An 18,963-nucleotide genomic window follows, 5' to 3' on the forward strand; every position below is an offset into this window, starting at 1 on the left:
CGGGCGCCCCGGCGCGCATATGTCAGAGGGGTGACCGCGTCCGCGGTCACCCCTCTGTCAGGTCTGTGGTTGTACTGGCCGGTCAGTGGCCCTGCTCGTCGCGGCGGTGCTGCCAGCGCTGCTCGATCCGCTGCATCATCGAGCGGCGCTGCCGGTGCGGGCGGCCCTGGTCCTTGCCTCCCGCGGTCTGCTGCTCGCCGGGCTTCGGTGCCTTGCGCCAGCCGGTGACCGCGAGGACCGCGCAGCCGAGCATGACGAGGAACCCCACCACGCTGATCCAGATCTGCTGGGCGACCATTCCGGCCATGAGGAGCGCGATACCCACCAGGAATCCTGCGACCGCCTGGTAGACCCGTCGTCGGGTGTGTGTACGCAGCCCGCTTCCCTCGAGCGCTGTCGCGAACTTGGGATCTTCGGCGTACAGCGCTCGCTCCATCTGCTCGAGCATTCGCTGCTCGTGCTCCGAGAGCGGCACGGAGTCCTCCTCATCGTCGGTCGCGGGGGCGACCGGTATGCGGCCCTTTCAGGATAGGCAGGGAATCGTCCCCGTGAAACCCGCCCTGAGTGCCAATTCGCCGATCGGGCCGCCATGCCGGTTCGGCTGGTGAGGCGTTGATTCCCCATCGTCCGAACCGTCATGCCGGATGGTGTCCCTCGATCATACGGGGATACTGACGCGATCGGGGCGCCTGTGGCGTACTCCATCCGCCGCTGCGTCCCTGATCAGGCCCCTCCGCCGGGTCAGTCCCGCCTTTCACCCAGCACGTGCAGCTGAGAGGCGACCGCGTGGAAGGCGGGCAGTTCCGCTGCGGCCGCCTCCAGCTTCAGGAGCGCGTCCAGAGCGCTGGGTTCCGTGTCCACGAGGACGCCGGGGACCAGGTCGGCGAAGACCCGCACGCCGTGCACGGCGCCGACCTGCACACCGGCCGCCTCCACGGCCTCGGTGAGCTGCTCGGCGGTGAAGCGGCGCGGCACCGGGTCGCCCTCGCCCCAGCGGCCCGCCGGGTCGGTCAGGGCGCGGCGGGCCTCGGTGAAGTGCCCGGCGAGTGCCCGTGCGAGGACGGCGCCGCCCAGGCCGGCCGCGAGGAGGCTGAGCGCACCGCCCGGGCGCAGCGCCGCCACGGCGTTCCGGACGCCCTCGGCCGGGTCGTCGACGTACTCCAGGACGCCGTGGCAGAGCACCGCGTCGTACCCGCCGCGCTCGACGACGTCGAACAGGCCGTGGATGTCCCCCTGGACGCCCTGGACACGGTCGGCGACACCGGCTTCGGAGGTGCGGCGCTCCAGCGCGAACAGGGCGTTGGGGCTGGGGTCGACCACGGTGACGCGGTGGCCGAGGCGGGCGACGGGCACGGCGAAGTTGCCGCTGCCGCCGCCGGTGTCGAGGACGTCGAGGCTCTCTTTGCCGGTCGCCTTGACCCTGCGGTCGAGGGCGTCCTCGAGTACGTCCCACACCACGGCGGTACGAAGGGAGGCGCGGGGGCGCTGCGGGTCCGACACGGCAGTTGACTCCTCGGTGACCGGTTACGAACCCTGCCAGCCTATGGCCTCGGGCGCCGTCCTCGGCCGCGGCGTGGGCCGGAGGGTGAGCAGCCGCTCCACCAGGCGCAGGAACATCGCCACGTCGCGCATCAGGTCGTCCGCGTCACGCGGAGTGGCCGCGCCCTTTATGCCCGCCTCCGCACGGGCTCTGCGGGTGGCCCCGGCGGCGAACAGGGCGCTCCACTCGGCGAGCTCGGGCGCTGTCTCCGGCAGCACGTCCCACGCGCTGCGGATCCGGCGCCGTCCGCGGGGGCCGGTCTCGGGGCGGCCGCGCACGGCGAGCACGGCGGCGGCGGTGCGGAGGGCGGCCAGGTGGGCCGTCGCGTACCGCTCGTTGGGGCTGTCGAGGGTGCTCGCCTCGGCCAGGCCGGCGCGCGCCTGGGCGAGCAGGTCGAGGGCGGCGGGCGGTGCCGAGGAGCGGCGCGGCACGGGGTGGACGTCGCTCGCCATGACGGACCTCCTGTCGTCGTGTGACGGCGCTGCGGCCGTATGGGGTCCATCGTGCAAGCCACCACTGACAGTCGGCTCTGAGCTGCGATTTCACGCCGATGACCAGATTTCTCGCCCCGTCGTCGCTCCTGCGGTTTGCCTGGGACCGCGGCCACCTTGTAGCTTTTGAACTGACTGGTCAGTACAGAAGAGTTGGGGGAGGTCCGTGGAGAGCCCGGAGAACGACGAGGCGACCGCGCCGCGGAGCGGGGCGGGAGTCAGCGCCGAGGGGTTCGGGATGAAGGGACCGCGCGGCTGGGCCTTCCGCGGGGTGAGCGTGGACGCCGCCCCCGGCAGTCTCGTCGCGGTGGCGGGGGCGTCCGGGTCCGGCCGCACCTGCCTGCTGCTCGCCCTCACCGGGCGGATGAAGCCCGGCGAGGGCCACGCCGAGGTCGGCGGGGCGCGCCTGCCGCGCAGGATGGCCGCCGTACGGAGGATCAGCGCCCTCGCGCACGTACCGGGCGTCAGCGAGCTGGACCCGGCGTTCACCGTCGGCGAGCACCTGCGCGAACGGGCGCTGCTGCGGCGCCGCTTCGGCGGTTCACCGCTGGCCCTGCTCCGACCGCGCGGGGAGCGCGCCGCCGAGAACGGCCGCCGGATCCGGACCGCGCTGGAGGCGGCCGGACTGGACCCGGACACCCTGCCCAAGGGCGAGCGCACATCGGTGCGGGATCTGGAGCGGCTGGAGGCGCTGCGGCTCTCCGTGGCGCTCGCGCTGATCGGCGAGCCGCGGCTGCTCGCCGTCGACGACACGGACCTGAAGCTGAACGACGCCGAAGAGGCGGCCGCCTGGTCGATGCTCCGCTCGGTCGCCGACAGCGGCATCACCGTCCTGGCCGTCTGCACCGAGGTGCCCGAGCAGGCCGACGCCGTGATCCGCACGGACAGGAGCGTCGACGCAGCCGAGGGCACCGGCGAGGACGCCGCCGAGGGCACGGACGAGGACGCCGCCGAGGACGACGACGCGGCCGGCGGCAAGGAAGCCGGCGACAGCCACGCCGACGACGACAGCGAAGACGACACCGACAACGAGGAGGGGGCGGCCGATGCGCTCGCCGAAACTGGCCGCGCTTGAGCTGAGGCGGTTCGGCCGGGGCAAGCTCCCGCGAGCCGCGCTCGTCGCGATCCTGCTGCTGCCGCTGCTGTACGGCGCGCTGTACCTGTGGTCGTTCTGGGACCCGTACAGCAGGCTCGACCGGATACCCGTCGCGCTCGTCAACGCGGACAAGGGCGCCACCGCGGACGGCAAGAAGATCAACGCCGGAGACGACATCACCAAGGGGCTGCGCGACAGCGCGGTCTTCGAGTGGCACGAGGTGAGCGACGCCGAGGCGCGCGAGGGCGTCGAGAACGGCACGTACTACCTGTCGCTCACGATGCCCGAGGACTTCAGCGCCCGCATCGCGTCCAGCTCGGGCGACGCCCCGGAGACGGGCGCCCTCCAGGTGCGGACGAACGACGCCAACAACTACATCGTCGGCCAGATCTCGCGCACGGTGTTCTCCGAGGTGCGTACGGCCGCGTCGACGAAGTCTTCCCGCTCCTTCCTCGACAAGATCTTCATCTCGTTCTCCGACATCCACGACGCGACGGAGAAGGCCGCCAAGGGCGCCAACGACCTCAAGGACGGCGTCGGTGAGGCGAAGAAGGGCTCCAAGAGTCTCGCCGACAACCTGAAGAAGGCCAAGAACGGCAGCACCGACCTGGCCGAGGGCCTCAAGAAACTCGACTCGGCGGCCGGCAAGCTGAAGACCGGCAGCCGCAAGGTCGCCGACGGCACGCAGCAGCTCGCCGACCGGGTCAACGGCGTCGCGCCCAAGGTCCGGCCGTACCTGCGGGACAACGGCAAGCAGATCGGCGACGCCGCCCGGCTGGTCTCCGACACCTCCAAGGCGGCCCGCAACAGCCTGGAGTCGATCGTCGAGCACGGCCCCGGCGTCCGCGGCGGTGCCCACAAGGCGGCGGACGGGCTGGCCGCCCTGTACGCCAAGCGGTGCGAGGGGCAGCTGCCGGCCGATGCCGAGCTCTGCGCCGAGCTGAAGAAGGCCAAAGTCGCCGCCGCCGACGTCGCGGTCATCGCCGACGACGTCCACGAGCTGGCCAAGGACAGCGACGGCGACCTGAAGAAGCTGGACGCCCAGCTGGCCGATCTGCAGACCAAGGCCGACGCCCTGGCGCAGCGCGCGCCGACGCTCAGCGACGACGTGGACTACGCGATCGCCCGGATCAACGAACTGAACAGCGGCGCCGGCCAGGTCGCCAAGGGCATGGCCGAGCTGCACAAGGGCATCACCAGGAGCAAGGACGGCGCGGTCAGCCTCGACTCCGGCGTCGGCAGGATCAAGAAGGGCGCCAACGACCTGGACGGCGGGCTGTTCAAGCTGGCCGACGGCTCCACCGAGCTGGCGAGCGGCCTCGACAAGGGCGTCGAGCAGATCCCCGACTACGACAAGGACGCCCGGAACCGCCGTACCGAGGTCATGGCCGACCCGGTCCAGCTCGCCTCCCAGTCCATGCACAAGGCGGCCAACTACGGCACCGGATTCGCCCCGTACTTCATCCCGCTGTCCCTGTGGGTGGGCGCCATGGTGGCGTACATGCTGATCCAGCCGATGAACCGGCGGGCCCTCGCCGCGGGCGCCTCCGCCTGGCGGATAGCTCTGGCGGGCTGGCTCCCGGTCGCCGCGATCGGTCTGCTGCAAGTCGGCGCGCTGATGTCCGTACTGCACTGGGGGCTCGGCCTCGAGATGGCGCGCGCCGCCGGGACCGTGGGCTTCCTGGCCCTCGTGACCTGCTGCTTCGCCGCGATCATCCAGTGGCTGAACGCCCGGTTCGGGGCGGCCGGACGGATCCTCGTGCTGGCGCTGCTCATGCTCCAGCTGACCTCGGCCGGCGGTACCTACCCCGTACAGACCAGCCCGGGCTTCTTCAACGCGATCCACCCGTTCCTGCCGATGAGCTACGTCGTCGAGGCGCTGCGCCGGCTCATCACGGGCGGCGGTGTCGGCCCGGTCTGGGAGGCATGCGCGGTCCTGGCCGCCTTCACCGCCGGCGCCCTCGCGCTGACGGCGCTCACCGCCCGCCGCAAGCAGGTGTGGACATTCGACCGTCTGCACCCCGAGCTCAGCCTGTAAGCCCGAAGGACCGGAGAGACCTGTGAGAATCGACGCCATGGACACCCAGAGCACGCGACGGCAGGCCACCCGCACCAAGCTCTACGAGGCAGCCGTGACCCTCATCGCCGAGCAGGGCTTCTCGGCGACGACGGTCGACGAGATCGCGGAGCGCGCGGGAGTCGCCAAGGGCACGGTCTACTACAACTTCAAGAGCAAGACCGAGCTCTTCGAGGAGCTGCTGCGGCACGGCGTCGGACTGCTCACCGCCTCGCTTCGCACCGCCGCCGACGAGACGGCGGCGCGCGGCGGGACGCGGGTCGAGGCCCTGGACGCGATGATCCGGGCGGGTCTGGTCTTCATCGACCGCTACCCGGCCTTCACCCAGCTGTACGTCGCCGAGCTCTGGCGCACCAACCGGGCCTGGCAGTCCACCCTTCTGGTGGTGCGTCAGGAGGCGGTCGCGGTCGTCGAGACGGTGCTGCGGGACGCCGTCGCGAACGGCGAGCTGAGCGAGGACATCGACATCCCGCTGACGGCGGCCGCGCTGGTGGGCATGGTGCTGGTCGCGGCCCTCGACTGGCAGGCGTTCCAGCGGGAGCGGTCCATCGACGACGTGCACGCCGCGCTGTCGCGGCTGCTGCACGGGCGCGTGGGCGGCCGCCGGGACCCGGACAACGGAAGCCGCTGAGGGCGGGAAACGCCGAAGGGCGCCGGTCCGGCGAGGCTCGATCCCCCCGAGCCCCGCCGGACCGGCGCGGTGTTCCCCCCGTACCCCCGTACTCCCCCGCCCCCGTTCGGTCAGGTGCGCCGCACCGGTTCCGCCGCCCCGTGTCGGCGGGTGCCGGCGCCGCGCCCCTTCCGTGTGCACCACTCTTCCTTCCGGGCGGGCGGGATCCCATCCGCGCACCTACTCATCCGGGCTCCTGAGTACGGATACTCAGACGTCCGTGCGGATCCCCACGCGCGCGTGGACCGCCTGGATACGATCACGTCCGTGTCCGTACTCCCTCTGGTCTTCACAAGCGGCTGGGCCAGCGGGATCAACGCCTACGCGGTGGTCCTGCTCCTCGGCATATTCGGCGCGACCGGTGTCGCCGACGACGTCCCGGAGGCGCTGCAGCGCCCCGATGTGCTGATCGTCGCCGGCGTCCTCTTCCTCTGTGAGGCGGTCGCGGACAAGATCCCCTATGTGGACAGCGCGTGGGACTCCGTCCACACCGTCGTCCGGCCGGTGACGGGTGCGGTGGTGGCCGCGCTGCTGGCCGGGGAGAGCGGCTCACTGCCCGAGCTCGCGGCCGGGGCGATCGGCGGCTCCACGGCCCTGCTGAGCCATCTGGTCAAGGCCGGCACGCGTATGGCGGTGAACACCTCGCCCGAGCCGGTCAGCAACATCGTCATCAGCGTCGCGGAGGACCTGGGTGTCGCCGGGATCGTGACGTTCGCGATCTTCAATCCGGTCGCCGCCGCCATCATCGCCGGGGGGCTCCTGGCGCTCGGCATCGCCGTGGTCGTCATCCTGATAGGGCGTATCCGCCGGTTCCTGCGGCGGCGGGCGCAACGGCGCGAGGAGAAGCGGATCGTGACGGCGGGCGGCGCGCACCGGCCACCGGGCTGAGGCGCGCGCGGGACTGTCTCCGCGGCGGACGGCGACGGACGGCGACGGACGGCGACGGACGGCGACGGGGCTGTCGGTAGGGGCTGTCGGTGGGGGCTTATAGAGTCCCTGACATGGCACGGATTGCGGTGATCGGCGCCGGGATGGGCGCCATGGCGGCGGCCGCGCGGCTGGCCGTGGCAGGCCACCGGTTGACGGTGTACGAGCGGGCGGAGACGTACGGCGGGGCGGTGCGCCGCTTCGAGCACCAGGGCTTCGGCTTCGACACCGGGCCCGGACTGCTGCATCTGCCCGCCGTGTACCGGGACTTGTTCGTCAAGACGGGCAAGGAGCCGCTGGAGCGGTGCGTCGAGCTCACGCAGGTCGACCCGGCGAGCCGGCATGTGTTCCCGGACGGGACGGCGGTGGCCCTGCCGAACGCGTCGCGGGCCGGGGTCGTCTCGGCCCTGGACGACGCGCTGGGCGGGGGCGCGGGCGAGCGGTGGGCGGCGTTCCTGAACCGGGCGCGGGACGCCTGGGACCGCTCGCGGCGGCCGCTCCTGGAGGAGCCCCTCCCGGCCGATGTGTCGCCGTTCACGCGCGACCCGTACCCGGCGCTCAGGACCGGGCTGCTGCGCCGGACCGCCACGACGCTCGCCGACGTGGGGCGCCGTGAGCTGGGCGACGGACGGCTGGCCGCGCTGCTGGAGGGGTACGCGCTGGCGTACGGCTTCGACCCGGCGACGGCTCCCCCGTCGGCGGCCGTCCTGCCGTACATGGAGCAGACCTTCGGGACCTGGTATGTGCGCGGGGGCCTGCGGGCGCTGGCGGACGCCGTGTACGAGCGGTGCCTGGCGCGCGGGGTCGACTTCGTCTTCGGCGCCGGGGTGACCGGCGTGGTGGAGAAGGACGGCCGGGCCGCCGGGATCGCGCTGGCGGACGGGCAGGTCGTGGAGGCCGACCATGTGGTCGCCGGGGCCCCCGTGCCGGCCCTCTACCGGGACCAGGTGGTGGCCTGGGAGCGACAGGACGAGTGGCCGCGATTCCAGGCGGGTGTCCGGACCGGGCGGGTGACCGTGTGCCTGGCGCTGCGCGGTGCGCGGGAGGCGGGCGCCGCGCACCGGACCGTGGTGCACTCCGCGGACCGGGCGGACGAGCTGGCGGCGCTGGCCCATGGCGGGCGGCTCTGCGCGCGGCCGACGGTGGTGGTGCTGCGCCCGGACGACGAGCTGCTGCGGCCTGACGGTGACCACGAGGCCGTCACGGTGACGGCGACGGTGCCGGCGGGCGGCCCGCTGTCGTCGGAGGACCTGTGGGGCGACGGTCCGGGGCAGCCCGTCGTGGAGTTCGCCGACCGGATGGTGGAGGCCGCCGAGGCGGCCGTGCCGGGGCTGCGGGAGCGGCTGCTGTGGCGCGGGATACGGACCCCGGCGGACACGGACGGGGAGACGGGGACCTGGTGCGTGCCCGGCCCCGCCCTGGCGGGCGCGGGCGGCACGCTGCTGCCCGCGGCCAACCCGGCCCCGCTGCCGGGCCTGTTCTTCGCCGGGGGCTGGTCGCATCCGGGCGGCGGGCTCGCGCACGCCGGGATGTCCGGTGCGCTGGTGGCGGGCCTGATCGTGGAGGGCGCGGACTTCCGCGGCTCGCGGTAGCCGGGCCCGCCGGGTCCCGGACCCGCCGGGCGGCCGGCCGGCCGTTCAGTAGCGGTACTGCTGGCCGCTCTGGTCGTAGCCGTACGGCGACGGGGGCTCCTGCGGGGGCGGTGGGTACTCCTGCTCGCCGTCGCGCTGGGGCGGGACCCATACGCCGCCGGGCGGGGTCTCCATGCCGTACTGCGGTGCGTAGGGGTCGGCGTACTGCTGCTGGCCGTACGTGTCGTACGCGCCGTACTGCTGATCGCCGGGGGCCGGGGCGGTGGGACCGGTGTACGGGTCCGAGTAGGCGGCGTACTGCTGCTGCCCGCCCGTCCCGTAGTCGTACGCGGTGGCGTAGGCGCCCGTGTCGTACGTGTGCTGGTCGCCGTACGCGGCGTGCTGCCGCACCGGATCGCCGCCGTAGACCCCGTACTCGCCGGTGTCGTCCGGCAGCGGCTGGGGCTCGTGGACGGCCGGGTACTCGGCCGGGTATTCGGCCGGGTCCTCGTCCGTGACCCGGTCCCGCGGCTCCTCGTACTCCAGGTCGGAGACCTCCAGGTTGGGCCCCGCGTCCTGCTGGGCAGCCCCCGTCCTGCGGCGACGGCTCGCGCCGGGTTTGCCGCCGAGCGCCCATCCGGTGGAGAAGCCGCGCAGGAACGACAGCGTGACGAACAGCTGGCCGACGCCGAAGGCCACCGCGCCGGCGACGATCAGCACGATGCTCGACAGCAGTACGCCGGCCACCACGCCCAGGAAGCCGAAGAAGGCGAGCAGACGCCAGCGCAGCCGCGCCTTGTACTGCAGGAGCACTTCGCCGAGAAGCCACAGCGCGACGATTCCGAACGCGATGTAGAGGACCGTCCACCAGCTCAGGTCCATGCCCGCCCCTCTCCTTCGACCGCCGCCTCGGGATGTGACGGGTACGGCCGGTCAGGACTGCGGGTGCAGTCCGAGATTCTCGTAGATCTCGAGTGTCGCCGTGGAGTTGTTCAGCGTGATGAAGTGCAGTCCGGGCACACCTTCGGACAGCAGCCGCGCACAGAACTCCGTCGCGAACTCGATGCCCAAGGAGCGTACAGCGGCCTGGTCGTCCTTGACCGCGAGGATCCGTTCTTTGACGGCGGGAGGGAACTGGGCGTTGCTGAGCTGCGGAAGCCGGTCGAGCTGTCTGACAGCGGTAACCGGCATGACCTCGGGGATGATCGGGGTCTCACAGCCGGCCGCGGCGACCCGGTCGCGGAGCCGGAGGTAGTTCTCCGGGTCGAAGAACATCTGCGTGATCGCGTAGTCCGCGCCGGCCCGGCACTTGTCGACGAAGTGACGGACGTCACTGTCCCAGTCGACGGACCGGGGGTGCATCTCGGGGAAGGCGGCGACGCCGACGCAGAAGTCCCCGGCCTCCTTGATGAGCCGGACCAGGTCCGCGGCGTAGTCCAGACCCTCGGGGTGGCGGACCCACTCGCCCATCGGGTCGCCGGGCGGGTCGCCGCGCAGGGCGAGGATGTTACGGATCCCGGCGTCGGCGAACTGGCCGACCATGTTGCGCAGCTCGGCGACCGAGTGACCGACGGCCGTCAGATGGGCGACGGGCGTGAGGGTGGTGTCGGCCGCGATCTGCTCGGTGGCCTTGACGGTCCCGGCCCGGGTGGAGCCGCCGGCGCCGTACGTCACGGAGACGAAGCTCGGGGCCACCGCCTCGACCCGGCGCAGGGCGTTCCAGAGGTTCCGCTCACCCTTCTCGGTCTTGGGCGCCCAGAACTCGAAGGAGTACGTGGTGTCGGACGCGAGCAGATCGCGCACCGTCCGTGCGTGATCTGTCCTGGTGGAGGGTGTGCCAAGGGCCATACGGGCAGGTTAGCCACCCGGGGACCGTCCCCCAACCGGAGCACCATGTTTTAGGCATTTTGTCCGAATCTTGTCCACCCTTCGGACGCCTACGGGGCTGAAATGCCTGTTGGCGCATGAAATCGTCCCACCATGTGGACTCCCGTCGGCTCCCGGGTCAGGGCTCTACGACCGCCCGGCGGGGACACCGGCGTCGGCGTCGGCTGACGCGGTGGCGCGCTCGCGTATCCGGCGGGCGAGGTCCGCCGTCGCGGCCGCCGGATCGTCGGCCTCGGTGACGGCGCGGACCACGACGATTCTGCGGGCACCCGCGTCCAGGACCTCTTCGAGGTTGCCCGCGTCGATGCCGCCGATCGCGAACCAGGGCCGGTCCTGGGCCAGCGACGCCGCGTACCGGACGAGGCCGAGCCCGGGCGCGTAACGGCCCGGCTTGGTCGGCGTGGGCCAGCACGGCCCCGTGCAGAAGTAGTCGACGCCCGGCTCCGCGACGGCGGCGTCCACCTCGGCCTCCGCGTGCGTGGACCGGCCGATCAGGACCCGGTCGCCGAGGATCGCCCGGGCGGCCGGAACCGGCAGGTCGCCCTGGCCGAGGTGCAGTGCGTCGGAGCCGGCGGCATGCGCCACGTCGGCGCGGTCGTTCACGGCGAGCAGCTTGCCGTGCCGGCGGCAGGCGTCCGCGAACAACGCGAGGTGCTCCAGCTCCTCGCCCGCCTCCATGCCCTTGTCGCGGAGCTGCACGATGTCGACCCCGGCCCCGAGGACGGCGTCCAGGAAGTCGGGGAGGTCACCCTGTCGCTTGCGCGCGTCCGTGCAGAGGTACAGCCGGGCGTCGGACAGCGGCGCGCGGGCGGTGATGGACATGAGGTGCTCCCCCCGTTGGTGCGGCGGTGCGCGGAGCGAGGCCCGACCGGGCCACGACCCGCGCACCGCCCGGTGTCGGCATGCCGACTTCAGAACCAGGACGACTCAGACTCAGACTTGGACGCATGGCGACATGCGACATGCGACATGCGACATGCGACATGCGACATGCGACATGTACGACTTGGATGCCTCCGACGGCTCAGACGGCGAGCGCCTGGGCGCGGCGCTTCACCTCCGTGCCACGATTCTCGGCCAGGGCCTGCGCGGGCGTACCCGGCAGGGACGGGTCGGGCGTGAAGAGCCACTCCAGCATCTCTTCGTCGGTGAAGCCGTCGTCCTTCAGGAGCGTCAAGGTACCGGAGAGGCCCTTGACGACCCTGCCGTCCTTGATGAAGGCGGCGGGCACCTGGAGCGCGCGGTTCTCACCGCGGCGCACAGCGATCAGCTGGCCCTCCTTGACGAGCTGCCGCACCCGCGTCACTTCGACGCCGAGCAGCTCGGCGATGTCGGGCAGGTACAGCCAGTCAGGGACGAGCGCATCGATCTTCGTGTCAATCTCGGTCACATCACTAGCCTGCCATCCCGCACCGACAGCCGGTAGCCGGGCCCGGCCGTACGGGCGGACGCTCAAGCCAGGACGGCGGACTTCAGCGGCACCGACGGGTCGGCGACACGCGCCGGGTCGAGCGGGGCGCCCGACTCGATGAGCCTGCGCCCCTGCGCCAGATCGCGGGGGCGTCCCACCGCGAGCAGCGCGACCAGGGCGCCCTCGCGCAGCCAGGCCACGGACCAGGCGTGGTCGGCCGGGTCGCCGCGCCGGACCAGCGCGTCTGCGGACGCGTGGTGCCCGGCGTACTGGACGAAACGGCCGAACTGCTCGGACCAGAAGTACGGCACCGGATCGTAGGCAGGCGCACCGTCTCCGATGATGTCGGCCGCGACCGTGCGCGGCCCCTGCAGGGCGTTGTCCCAGTGGTGCACGAGGAGCCGCGCCCCGTAGCGGGCCGAGGGGAAGGACGCGCAGTCGCCGACCGCGTACACATCGGGGACGGAGGTCCGCAGCCGGTCGTCGGCGACGATCGAGCCGTCCGCGCCCAGCGCGACACCAGAGCCGGTGAGCCAGCCGGTGGCGGGCCGGGCCCCGATACCGACGACCACGGCTCCGGCGGGCAGGACGCGGCCGTCGTCCAGGATGACGCGCCCGGGCTCGATCCGGTCCACACGCGCGTGGGTCAGGAGCCGTGCGCCGCTCTCCGCGTACCACTCGGCCATCGGCGCGGCGACCTCGTCGGGCAGGGCGCCGACGAGCGGGCGGCCCGCGGCCTCGACGACGGTGACGGCGCAGCCTGCCTCGCGGGCGGCCGTGGCGAACTCGGCGCCGATCCAGCCCGCGCCGACGACCACGACCTCGTGCCGCTCGGCGAGGACGGGGCGCAGCCGCTCGGCGTCGTCCAGGGTCCGCAGCAGGTGGACGCCGGGGACGCCCTCGGAGCCGGGCAGTGTGACCGGTACGGCACCGGTGGCGACGACGAGCACGTCGTACGGGACCGGGCCGGCCTCGGTGTCGACCTCGTGGTCGTCGGGGCGCAGTCCGGAGACCTCCACGCCGAGGCGGAGTTCGATGCCGAGCGACTCGAAGTCCACCTCGAACGCCGAGCCCTCGGCCTTGCCGAGCAGGAACGCCTTTGACAGCGGCGGCCTGTCGTACGGCTGGTGGGGTTCCGCCCCGATGAGCAGCACCGGCCCGGCGAAGCCCTGTTCGCGCAGGGCCACGGCGGTCTGCACGCCGGCCATCCCGGCGCCGACGACGACGACGCGCCGCTCTTCCGGATGCCCCTCTGCCGTCTGCTCCCGCTGCTCGCTCACGCGGTCACCTTACTTACTGCCGCCGGAGGCGTGGGGTTAGTCTGTGCCCGCCAGAACATCGCGGGAGCCCGGCGCACCGGGCTGAGAGGGAGGCTGGGCGGCCTCCGACCGTACGAACCTGATCCGGGTCATGCCGGCGAAGGGAGGGGCTGGACGCCCATGTCGCGCGACACATCAGACGTCCTCGTCATCGGGGGCGGCATCATCGGCCTGGTCACGGCCTGGCGGGCGGCGCAGCGCGGGCTGCGCACCGCCGTGGTGGACCCGGAGCCGGGCGGAGGCGCCGCCCAGGTGGCGGCGGGGATGCTCGCCGCGGTCACCGAACTGCACTACGGGGAGGAGACGCTCCTCGGCCTCAACCTCGCGTCGGCGGAGCGCTATCCGGACTTCGTCGCCGAACTGGAGGCGGAGACCGGGCTGGACGTCGGCTTCCGGACGTGCGGCACGCTGGCCGTCGCCCTGGACGCCGACGACCGCGCCCATCTGCGGGAGTTGCACGCGCTGCAGCGGCGCTGCGGGCTGGCCTCCGAGTGGCTCACCGGCCGTGAGTGCCGGCGCCTGGAGCCGCTGCTGGCACCGGGCGTGCGGGGCGGGCTGCGCGTGGACGGCGACCACCAGGTGGACCCGCGGCGGCTGTCGGGCGCCCTCGTGGCTGCCTGCGAGCGGGCCGGGGTGGCCTTCCACCGCACCTGGGCGGACCGGCTGTCGTCCGTACGGGAGCGGGCCGCGGGCGCGGTCCTCGCGGACGGCACGGAGGTGGCCGCGGAGCAGGTGGTGCTGGCCGCGGGCAGCCACAGCGGCCGACTCGGCGGCGTACCGGACGAGGTGCTGCCGCCGGTGCGGCCGGTGAAGGGTCAGGTGGTGCGGCTGACGGTCCCGGAGGCGTACGCGCCCTTCCTGAGCCGCACGGTCCGGGCCGTCGTCCGGGGCAGCCATGTGTACCTGGTGCCGCGCGAGAACGGCGAGCTGGTCGTGGGCGCGACGAGCGAGGAGCTCGGCTGGGACACCACGGTCACGGCGGGCGGCGTGTACGAGCTGCTGCGCGACGCCCACGAGCTGGTGCCGGGCATCACGGAGCTGCCGCTGAGGGAGACCCGCGCGGGGCTGCGGCCCGGCTCGCCCGACAACGCGCCCCTGCTCGGCCCGTCCGCGCTGCCCGGGCTGCACCTGGCCACCGGGCACTACCGCAACGGGGTGCTGCTGACCCCCGTCACCGGCGACGTGATGGCCGCGCTACTGGCCACCGGGGAGCTCCCCGAGGTCGCCCGCGCGTTCACGCCCGCCCGTTTCGCCCCCGTAGGAGTGTCATGACGAACCAGGTACGCGCCGCCGTCTCCGTCTCGGTGAACGGCGTGCCGCGCGAGCTGACCGGTCCGACCACCCTCGACGCCCTGGTCGCGACCCTCACCATCGCCCCCTCCGGGGTGGCCGCCGCCGTCAACGAGACCGTCGTCGCGCGCGGCCGGTGGGCGGCGACCGCGCTCGCCGACGGCGACCGGGTCGAGGTCCTCACCGCCGTGCAGGGGGGCTGAGCCGTGGGTGACGACCGTCTCACCATCGCCGGGACAGGCTTCGACTCCCGGCTGATCATGGGTACGGGCGGGGCGCCGAGCCTCGACGTACTGGAACGCGCGCTCGTCGCGAGCGGCACACAGCTGACGACGGTGGCGATGCGCCGTATCGACCCGACCGTCCACGGGTCCGTGCTGTCCGTCCTGAACCGGCTGGGCGTCCAGGTGCTGCCGAACACGGCGGGCTGCTTCACGGCGGGCGAGGCCGTGCTGACCGCCCGCCTCGCGCGCGAGGCGCTCGGTACGGACTGGGTGAAGCTGGAAGTCGTGGCCGACGAGCGCACCCTGCTGCCGGACCCGATCGAGCTGCTGGACGCGGCCGAGACGCTGGTGGACGACGGTTTCACGGTGCTGCCGTACACCAACGACGACCCCGTCCTGGCCCGGAGGCTGGAGGACGCGGGCTGCGCGGCGATCATGCCGCTGGGCTCGCCCATCGGGTCGGGGCTCGGCATCCGCAACCCGCACAACTTCCAGCTGATCGTCGAGCACGCACGCGTGCCGGTGATCCTGGACGCCGGCGCCGGGACGGCGTCGGACGCGGCGCTGGCGATGGAGCTGGGCTGCGCGGCGGTCATGCTGGCCTCCGCGGTCACCCGGGCCCAGGAACCGGTCCTGATGGCCGAGGCGATGCGTCATGCCGTCGAGGCGGGCCGCCTGGCCCACCGCGCCGGGCGCATCCCCCGCCGTCACTTCGCCCAGGCGTCCTCCCCCGCGGAGGGCCGCGCCGCCCTCGATCCGGAGAGGCCCGCCTTCTGACGGACCCGGCCGACGCAGCCGCCCCGACGGACCCGGCCCGGGCGTACCGGCCCCTCGCGCGCGTGGGGGGGGTGTCCGGTGTCACAAGTTGGCTGCACTGCCGGTCCGGTCATGTACAGGGCGACGGACGGGTCCGTGGGGACTCGTAGACTCGAGCGCGTGGATACGACCCTTCACGACCCGCTCGTCGGCCGACTGCTCGACGGCCGTTACCGAGTCGACGCGCGCATCGCCGTCGGTGGCATGGCCACGGTCTACCGGGCCGTCGACACCCGTCTCGACCGGGTCCTCGCCCTCAAGGTGATGCACCCGTCCCTGGCGACCGACGCGTCGTTCGTGGAGCGGTTCATCCGTGAGGCCAAGTCGGTGGCGCGGCTCTCGCACCCCAACGTCGTCGGTGTCTTCGACCAGGGCGCCGACGGCGCGTACGTGTATCTCGCGATGGAGTACGTCGCCGGCTGCACGCTCCGTGACGTGCTCCGCGACCGCGGGGCGCTGTCGCCGCGGGCCGCCCTGGACATCCTGGAGCCGGTGCTGGCCGCGCTCGGCGCGGCGCACCGGGCCGGATTCGTGCACCGGGACATGAAGCCCGAGAACGTACTGATAGGTGACGACGGCCGGGTCAAGGTGGCCGACTTCGGGCTCGTCCGCGCGGTCGGCACCGCCACCAACACCACCGGCTCCGTACTGGGCACCGTGTCGTACCTCGCGCCCGAGCAGATCGAGCACGGCACCGCGGACACCCGCACCGACGTGTACGCGTGCGGTGTCGTGCTGTACGAGATGCTGACGGGCGGCAAGCCGCACGGCGGCGACACCCCCGCGCAGGTCCTCTTCCAGCACCTGAACAACGACGTACCGGCCCCCTCGGCCGCCGTCCCCGGGCTCGCGCCCGAGCTGGACGCCCTCGTGGCCGCCGCCACCGCGCGCGACGCCGGGACGCGCCCGCACGACGCCGTGGCGCTGCTCTCGCTGGCCCGCCGGGCCCGCACAGCGCTCGGCGACGAGCAGCTGGACCTGGTGCCGCCGCAGGCCCGTACGGAAGCCGGGCCCGACGGGGAGGTGGACCCCGAGGACGTCACCAGCGTCATCGTCCGTCCCCTCCCCGGTGAGCAGGACGTCCTGCACACCAGCCGTCTGGAGGTGCCGCCGGAGAGCGGCACCCGGCCGCAGCCGCGCCCCGAGCCGCCCGCCGGGCGACGCCGCGCGGTCCTGGCCCTGGCGGACCCGCGGCGGGGCGTCCTGGCCGCCGTGGTCGCCGTCCTCCTGATCCTGGGCGTCGGCGCCGGTGTCTGGTACATCAACTCCGGCCAGTTCACCCGCGTCCCCGCCACCGGCGTGCTCGGCAAGACGCGGGCGGAGGCCGAGCGGCGGCTCACGGACGCGGGCCTGGACGTCGGGGCGACGCGCGAGGAGTTCAGCGGCGCCTTCGAGCGCGGCACCGTCATGGCGACCGATCCCGCGCCCGGTGAGCGCATCCGCGGCAACGGCTCGGTGGACCTGGTCATCTCGCGCGGCCCGAAGATCGTGAAGGTCCCGGATCTGAAGGGCATGCCGCTCGCCGCGGCCAGGGACGAGCTGCGCCGGGCCGGCCTGGCGGCGGGGGTCGTCACCGAGGAGTTCAGCGCCGAGGTGGCCCAGGGCGCGGTCATCAGCAGCGACCCGCCCGCCGGCACGGAGCGCGGCCCGGACGCCGCCGTCTCCCTCGTCGTCAGCAAGGGCGCACCGATCGATGTCCCGGGTGTCGTCGGGCAGCCCGTGGACCGGGCGCGGAACGCGCTGGTGGACGCCGGGTTCACGGTGGAGATCGCCGACGAGCGCGTGAACTCCGCCCAGCCCGCCGGGGCCGTGGCCGCCCAGTCCCTCGCCAAGGGCGCCCGCGCCGCCAAGGGCGACACGATCACGCTGACCGTCTCCAAGGGCCCGCGCATGATCGCGGTGCCCGATGTGACGGACAAGAGCATCGACGACGCGACGCGCGAGCTGAGGGCGGCGGGCTTCGAGGTGAAGGTCGAGAAGTCGTTCCCGTTCCTCAGCGACACCGTCAGCAGCCAGTCCGTACGCGGTGGGGACACCGCCCCCGAGGGCTCCACGATCACCATCAAGACCAAGGGAATCTAGTCACCCATGCGCAACCCCGTCGGCGGCCATGTCCACGTGGCCGGCGGCCTGGCCAGGACCGGCCTCGCCTACGCCCGCGAGATCGGCGCCGAGACCGTCCAGGTCTTCGTCGCCAATCCGCGCGGCTGGGCGACCCCTCCCGGCAACCCCGCGCAGGACGAGCTCTTCCGCGCGCGGTGCGCCGCCGAGGGCATACCCGCGTATGTCCACGCCCCCTACCTGATCAACTTCGGCTCGCACACCGAGGCCACCGTCGAGCGGTCGGTGGAGTCCCTCCGCCACTCGCTGCGCCGCGGCCGCGCGATCGGCGCCCTGGGTGTCGTCGTGCACACCGGCTCGGCGACCGGCGGGCGGCCCCGCGAGGAGGCGCTCGCCCAGGTACGGGAGCGGATGCTGCCGCTGCTGGACGAGCTGACGCACGACGACGACCCGTTCCTGCTGCTGGAGTCGACGGCCGGGCAGGGCTCCTCGCTCTGTTCCACGACATGGGACTTCGGCCCGTACTTCGAGGCGCTCGACGCCCACCCCAGGCTGGGCGTCTGCCTGGACACCTGCCACATCTTCGCCGCGGGCCACGACCTGACAGGCGCGCACGGGATGCGCAAGACGCTGGACCTGCTGGTGGAGACGGTCGGCGAGGGCCGGCTGAAGCTGATCCACGCCAACGACTCCAAGGACGTGGTCGGCGCGCACAAGGACCGGCACGCGAACATCGGCGCCGGCCACATCGGCGAGGAGCCGTTCCGTGAGCTGATGCGTCACCCCGCGACCGAGGGCGTACCTCTGATCATCGAGACCCCGGGCGGGAAGGAGGGCCACGCTGCGGACGTGGCCCGGCTGAAGGGCCTGCGCTGACGCCCGCCGACGCGGTGCCGGGCAGCGGCCAGGGCTCGTCGTCCGGGAGTCAGAGCTCCGGGCCGTCCCCCGGCTCCTCCTGGTACGAGTAACGCTGCTCGGACCAGGGGTCGCCGATGTTGTGGTAGCCGCGCTCCTCCCAGAAGCCGCGGCGGTCGGCGGTCATGTACTCGACGCCGCGGACCCACTTGGGGCCCTTCCAGGCGTACAGGTGCGGCACGATCAGGCGGAGCGGGAAGCCGTGTTCGGCGGTGAGCAGCTCACCGTCCTTGTGGGTGGCGAAGATCGTGCGCTCGGAGGCGAAGTCCGTCAGCCGCAGGTTGGCGCTGAAACCGTACTCGGCCCACACCATCACATGGGTGACGTTCGGGGCCGGAGGGGCGAGTTCCAGGATGGTCCGCGCGGGGACGCCCCCCCATTCGGCCGCGAGCATGCTGAACTTCGTGACGCAGTGCAGATCGGCCACGACCGTGGAGAACGGGAGCGCGGAGAACTCCTCATGGGTCCAGCAGTGCTTCTCGCCGTCCGCGGTGGCGCCGAAGACCCGGAACTCCCAGCGTTCCGGCCTGAACTTGGGGACGGGCCCGTAGTGCGTGACCGGCCAGCCGCGCTGCAGACGCTGTCCCGGTGGAAGCGTGGACTCCCTTGCTGCCCGGTGTTCCTCGCTCTCCGGCTGACCCATGACTCAATGGTGACAGACCGGGAGG

19 protein-coding genes and 1 riboswitch are annotated in these 18,963 nt (G+C 72.9%); of the genes, 10 read left to right on the forward strand and 9 right to left on the reverse strand.

What is annotated here, in order from left to right; all coding sequences use genetic code 11:
• Window positions 1-82 precede the first annotated feature (82 nt).
• The 3 genes from FVS66_RS02755 to FVS66_RS02765 all read right to left on the reverse strand — a co-directional run bounded on the left by FVS66_RS02755 (window position 83) and on the right by FVS66_RS02765 (window position 2,049).
• Window positions 83-475 carry a DUF3040 domain-containing protein gene (locus FVS66_RS02755; protein ID WP_149179342.1) on the reverse strand — a complete coding sequence of 131 codons (393 nt, stop codon included), beginning with the start codon at window positions 473-475 and terminating at the stop codon, window positions 83-85.
• Between the two features lie 266 nt (window positions 476-741).
• A complete protein-coding gene (locus tag FVS66_RS02760; RefSeq protein WP_149179343.1) occupies window positions 742-1,500 on the reverse strand; it encodes a methyltransferase in 759 nt (252 codons plus the stop codon).
• Window positions 1,501-1,524: 24 nt separating this feature from the next.
• The gene (locus tag FVS66_RS02765; protein ID WP_399224740.1) at window positions 1,525-2,049 is read right to left on the reverse strand and encodes an SAV_6107 family HEPN domain-containing protein; all 525 of its coding nucleotides are present in this window, start codon (window positions 2,047-2,049) and stop codon (window positions 1,525-1,527) included.
• Between the two features lie 220 nt (window positions 2,050-2,269).
• Here FVS66_RS02765 and FVS66_RS02770 point away from each other — a divergent pair, with 220 nt between their 5' ends.
• From FVS66_RS02770 to FVS66_RS02790, 5 genes are all read left to right on the forward strand, one after another.
• Entirely contained in the window at window positions 2,270-3,106 is an 837-nt protein-coding gene (locus FVS66_RS02770; RefSeq protein WP_149179416.1) for an ATP-binding cassette domain-containing protein, read from the forward strand.
• Window positions 3,078-5,165 carry a YhgE/Pip domain-containing protein gene (locus FVS66_RS02775; RefSeq protein WP_149179345.1) on the forward strand — a complete coding sequence of 696 codons (2,088 nt, stop codon included), beginning with the start codon at window positions 3,078-3,080 and terminating at the stop codon, window positions 5,163-5,165. The genes FVS66_RS02770 and FVS66_RS02775 overlap by 29 nt, the downstream gene beginning before the upstream one ends.
• A 37-nt stretch (window positions 5,166-5,202) precedes the next feature.
• Entirely contained in the window at window positions 5,203-5,835 is a 633-nt protein-coding gene (locus FVS66_RS02780; RefSeq protein WP_149179346.1) for a TetR/AcrR family transcriptional regulator, read from the forward strand.
• Window positions 5,836-6,141: 306 nt separating this feature from the next.
• Complete coding sequence (locus FVS66_RS02785; protein WP_149179347.1) at window positions 6,142-6,762, forward strand: DUF4126 domain-containing protein; 621 nt, start codon at window positions 6,142-6,144, stop codon at window positions 6,760-6,762.
• Window positions 6,763-6,875: 113 nt separating this feature from the next.
• On the forward strand, window positions 6,876-8,393 hold the full coding sequence (locus FVS66_RS02790; RefSeq protein WP_187645357.1) for an NAD(P)/FAD-dependent oxidoreductase: 1,518 nt from the start codon (window positions 6,876-6,878) through the stop codon (window positions 8,391-8,393).
• A gap of 45 nt (window positions 8,394-8,438) precedes the next feature.
• Here FVS66_RS02790 and FVS66_RS02795 read toward each other — a convergent pair whose 3' ends face one another.
• From FVS66_RS02795 to FVS66_RS02815, 5 genes are all read right to left on the reverse strand, one after another.
• The gene (locus FVS66_RS02795) at window positions 8,439-9,254 is read right to left on the reverse strand and encodes a hypothetical protein (RefSeq protein ID WP_149179348.1); all 816 of its coding nucleotides are present in this window, start codon (window positions 9,252-9,254) and stop codon (window positions 8,439-8,441) included.
• Between the two features lie 51 nt (window positions 9,255-9,305).
• Window positions 9,306-10,220, reverse strand: a complete 915-nt coding sequence (gene metF / locus FVS66_RS02800; protein ID WP_149179349.1) for a methylenetetrahydrofolate reductase [NAD(P)H] — start codon at window positions 10,218-10,220, stop codon at window positions 9,306-9,308.
• A 165-nt stretch (window positions 10,221-10,385) separates the two neighbouring features.
• Window positions 10,386-11,081 carry a thiamine phosphate synthase gene (gene thiE, locus FVS66_RS02805; RefSeq protein WP_149179350.1) on the reverse strand — a complete coding sequence of 232 codons (696 nt, stop codon included), beginning with the start codon at window positions 11,079-11,081 and terminating at the stop codon, window positions 10,386-10,388.
• Window positions 11,082-11,283: 202 nt separating this feature from the next.
• On the reverse strand, window positions 11,284-11,649 hold the full coding sequence (locus FVS66_RS02810; RefSeq protein ID WP_149179351.1) for an Rv2175c family DNA-binding protein: 366 nt from the start codon (window positions 11,647-11,649) through the stop codon (window positions 11,284-11,286).
• Window positions 11,650-11,711: 62 nt separating this feature from the next.
• Entirely contained in the window at window positions 11,712-12,950 is a 1,239-nt protein-coding gene (locus FVS66_RS02815; protein WP_149179352.1) for an FAD-dependent oxidoreductase, read from the reverse strand.
• Between the two features lie 50 nt (window positions 12,951-13,000).
• Window positions 13,001-13,112: riboswitch (TPP riboswitch) on the forward strand.
• Here FVS66_RS02815 and thiO point away from each other — a divergent pair.
• From thiO to FVS66_RS02840, 5 genes are all read left to right on the forward strand, one after another.
• Window positions 13,110-14,261 carry a glycine oxidase ThiO gene (gene thiO, locus FVS66_RS02820; RefSeq protein WP_149179353.1) on the forward strand — a complete coding sequence of 384 codons (1,152 nt, stop codon included), beginning with the start codon at window positions 13,110-13,112 and terminating at the stop codon, window positions 14,259-14,261. (Overlaps the previous riboswitch by 3 nt.)
• Window positions 14,258-14,482: a sulfur carrier protein ThiS gene (gene thiS / locus FVS66_RS02825; protein ID WP_149179354.1), complete on the forward strand. Its 225-nt coding sequence runs from the start codon at window positions 14,258-14,260 to the stop codon at window positions 14,480-14,482. The genes thiO and thiS overlap by 4 nt, the downstream gene beginning before the upstream one ends.
• Window positions 14,483-14,485: 3 nt before the next feature.
• On the forward strand, window positions 14,486-15,280 hold the full coding sequence (locus FVS66_RS02830; RefSeq protein ID WP_149179355.1) for a thiazole synthase: 795 nt from the start codon (window positions 14,486-14,488) through the stop codon (window positions 15,278-15,280).
• 159 nt (window positions 15,281-15,439) lie between these two features.
• Entirely contained in the window at window positions 15,440-17,401 is a 1,962-nt protein-coding gene (gene pknB, locus FVS66_RS02835; protein ID WP_149179356.1) for a Stk1 family PASTA domain-containing Ser/Thr kinase, read from the forward strand.
• Window positions 17,402-17,407: 6 nt separating this feature from the next.
• Window positions 17,408-18,256 (forward strand): deoxyribonuclease IV, encoded by an 849-nt coding sequence (locus FVS66_RS02840; protein ID WP_149179357.1) that lies wholly within the window; start codon window positions 17,408-17,410, stop codon window positions 18,254-18,256.
• Window positions 18,257-18,305: 49 nt separating this feature from the next.
• On the opposite strand, the gene FVS66_RS02845 is transcribed toward FVS66_RS02840, so the two are convergent.
• Complete coding sequence (locus FVS66_RS02845; protein WP_149179358.1) at window positions 18,306-18,938, reverse strand: sulfite oxidase-like oxidoreductase; 633 nt, start codon at window positions 18,936-18,938, stop codon at window positions 18,306-18,308.
• Between the last annotated feature and the right edge of the window lie 25 nt (window positions 18,939-18,963).

Source organism: Streptomyces sp. TRM49041 (assembly GCF_008271805.1).
Classification (GTDB): domain Bacteria; phylum Actinomycetota; class Actinomycetes; order Streptomycetales; family Streptomycetaceae; genus Streptomyces.

What these genes read in the sequence shown, in the direction of transcription:
- FVS66_RS02790 (WP_187645357.1), top strand. Translation starts at nt 6,876, where the DNA reads ATGGCACGGATTGCGGTGATCGGCGCCGGGATGGGCGCCATGGCGGCG.
- FVS66_RS02770 (WP_149179416.1), top strand. Translation starts at nt 2,270, where the DNA reads ATGAAGGGACCGCGCGGCTGGGCCTTCCGCGGGGTGAGCGTGGACGCC.
- FVS66_RS02840 (WP_149179357.1), top strand. Translation starts at nt 17,408, where the DNA reads ATGCGCAACCCCGTCGGCGGCCATGTCCACGTGGCCGGCGGCCTGGCC.
- thiE (WP_149179350.1), bottom strand. Translation starts at nt 11,081, where the DNA reads ATGTCCATCACCGCCCGCGCGCCGCTGTCCGACGCCCGGCTGTACCTC.
- FVS66_RS02780 (WP_149179346.1), top strand. Translation starts at nt 5,203, where the DNA reads ATGGACACCCAGAGCACGCGACGGCAGGCCACCCGCACCAAGCTCTAC.
- FVS66_RS02845 (WP_149179358.1), bottom strand. Translation starts at nt 18,938, where the DNA reads ATGGGTCAGCCGGAGAGCGAGGAACACCGGGCAGCAAGGGAGTCCACG.
- FVS66_RS02795 (WP_149179348.1), bottom strand. Translation starts at nt 9,254, where the DNA reads ATGGACCTGAGCTGGTGGACGGTCCTCTACATCGCGTTCGGAATCGTC.
- thiS (WP_149179354.1), top strand. Translation starts at nt 14,258, where the DNA reads ATGACGAACCAGGTACGCGCCGCCGTCTCCGTCTCGGTGAACGGCGTG.
- thiO (WP_149179353.1), top strand. Translation starts at nt 13,110, where the DNA reads ATGTCGCGCGACACATCAGACGTCCTCGTCATCGGGGGCGGCATCATC.
- FVS66_RS02775 (WP_149179345.1), top strand. Translation starts at nt 3,078, where the DNA reads ATGCGCTCGCCGAAACTGGCCGCGCTTGAGCTGAGGCGGTTCGGCCGG.
- metF (WP_149179349.1), bottom strand. Translation starts at nt 10,220, where the DNA reads ATGGCCCTTGGCACACCCTCCACCAGGACAGATCACGCACGGACGGTG.